This window comes from Acidobacteriota bacterium (assembly GCA_039030395.1).
Classification (GTDB): Bacteria; Acidobacteriota; Thermoanaerobaculia; order Multivoradales; family JBCCEF01; genus JBCCEF01.
This window is the reverse complement of the sequence record JBCCEF010000058.1, coordinates 1-2,331: the sequence shown is the minus strand read 5'-3', so window position 1 is coordinate 2,331 and position 2,331 is coordinate 1. Positions and strand designations below refer to the sequence as shown.

The window sequence follows — 2,331 nt, the reverse complement described above, 5'->3', positions numbered from 1 at the left end:
CGATCTCACCTTCGGCCAGGCTGACCGGCGCCAGTACGAGGAGACCCCCTAGGAACCAGCCGGCCGCTCTGCGTGGGGCTGCAACGGGTTGAAACCCGAGGCTATTTTCGTCGACCCCTGGCGGGGTCACAGAACACAGAAAAAGACGGTGGTCGTGTTCATCGGGGGCATTCTTCCGCGCTCTGCAGATCACCGTCATGAGCCGGCCGACGACCGATCTTCGTGGCGTCTTCCCTATCTCTTCGTCCCGCAGGCACGGACGCGAATAGCCTCGGACTTTCAGTCCGTGGTCTGCAGCCCCGGGTTGAAGCAAGCTCAGAATCCACCTGCCGTCATGGGTTGCGCTGCCTCGCTGGCCGCCGGCAGGGTCAGCCGGGAGAGACGCCGGGAGGCCTCTTGCGCCAGGGTGCGGCGCGCGCTCTTGGCGGCGGTCGCCGGGAGCTGGCTGTAGAGGAGGCGCGGCGAACTGGTTTCGCGGCCCGCTTGCGGATCGAGCCGGGCGAGGACCTGGCGGGCGGCGGTGGGGCGCCCGCTGCGATCGAGCAGCGCCGCCAGCTGGATCGGCAGGCGCTGGCAGTTGGGGTGGCGGGTGATGGCCGCTTCGAGCACCGCGACGGCTTCGTCGAAGCGCTCCTGGCTGGCATGCAGGCCCGCCAGCTCCTGGGCGGCGAGGGCGGCGACCCATTCGGGGCCGGAGGCGGCGAGGCTCTGGCCCAGGGTCTCCGCCGCGCGGCGGTGCTTGCCCAGCCGCTTCTGATTGATGCCGAGGCGCAGGCGGATGTGGGGATCGTCGGGCTGGTTGGCGTGCAGCCGCCGCAGCAACTCTTCGGCCCCTTCGTAGTCGGCGTAGAACTCGCGAATGGCGGCGAGCCCGGCCAGAGCGGCGCGATCGTCTCGCTGATGATCCAGCGCCTTCTCGTAGGTCAGCTCGGCCGACGGCATGGCGCCGATCTCTTGCAGGTAGCCTGCCATGCTGGTGAGCGCCGCCGCTACCAGGCGCCGACCTTCGGGATTCGGCCCGAGCCGCTCCAGGTAGAGCTGGCTGAGGCTGGCGACAATTTGCCGCGAGTGAGTGGCGAGCAGGAAGTGGCGGCGTTTGTGGTAGCGCCGGTAGAGCGCCTCGTGGATGCGGATCAAGGGCAGGAAGCCTTCCGCGTCGCGCGCCGTCAGCTCCAGGGCGACCCGCAGCTCGGCTTCGGCCAGGGTCGATTGTGCCTTCTTCGAGCCGCCGCCGATCATCGATGTCTCGAGCTCGATGAGGGACTGCAGGGAAGGTTTCGTGTGGGTTTGCCCGAGCTCGGCCAGGGACTGGCTGTAGGCCGCGCGAACCCGGATCATCTGCTCGGCACGGACTTGCGAGCGGCGGGCGCGGGGGGCTCTCGGTTGCAGCTCCGGCGTCTTGACCGCCGCCGCCGGCACGTCGAAGCCCGGCGGCGGTCGGATCTCGAGGGCGGTCGAGGCAAAGGCTTCCGGCCGCTCGACAGCCGAGATCTGCAGCCGATACTCACCAGGCCGCAGGCGGTCCGTGTCGACCTCGGCGGCGAGGGCTCGCACACCCAGCCGGCCGCCCTCCAGTGTCTGCAGGTGGCCGAGGCCGAGCTCTTGCAGCGCCGCGCCGCCCTCGCGCGGCAGGAGGTCGGCGCGAAGACGCTCCTCCGGTCGCGAGCCGAGCAGCCAAAAGCCGGCGCGCTCCTGGGCGGCGATGCGCCGCCGCACCGTCGGCACATAGGACTTGCCGGCGACCCTCAGAGGAAACGGTGGGGGATTGGCAGCCTCTTCGTGGACCACCAGCCAACGACCCGTGAGCTCGCGCCGTACCGGGGGCAGAAGATGCGGGTCGGCGTCCGTGCTCCACCGTGGAACCTCGAGCTGGCTGATCCGTAGGCCCAGGCGATTGGCCCGCCGGTGGAGGGCCATGGCGCGCAGGGAGTACTTGCCCGGCGGCAGATCGAGGTGGCCGAAGAACTTGAGGCCGGTGCTGGCCAGGGCCGCGCGATGGCGCCCCAGATCGAGACGGACCGCCTGGGTCAGGGTGTCGACCAGGCCGCCTTCGGCGTCGATCGCATAGGCGTAGATCTCGGTGAGCAGCTCGTCGCCCGACTCCGCGCCTGCGCCAGCGAGCAATGACTCGCCCCCGATCTCGAGCATCAGGCTGACCTGATCCGGCAAGGGGATGGCGAGCACGGAGACCTGGAGGTCGCCGGCTTCCTGGGCGCTGAGCATCAGCGCCGCTGAGCGCGTTTCCAGGCCACCGAGGTCGACCGCCTGCAGGATCGTCGGCGGGGTCTGGGCGGCGACCGGGCCGAGGCTGGTGGCGGCCAACAGCACCGT

Annotated in this window: 1 protein-coding gene; it reads right to left on the bottom strand. The window is 70.1% G+C overall.

Annotated features, from left to right (window positions below; translation table 11 throughout):
* Positions 1 to 315: 315 nt before the first annotated feature.
* On the bottom strand, positions 316 to 2,331 hold a 2,016-nt coding region (locus tag AAF481_20430; protein ID MEM7483533.1), incomplete at its 5' end, for a tetratricopeptide repeat protein.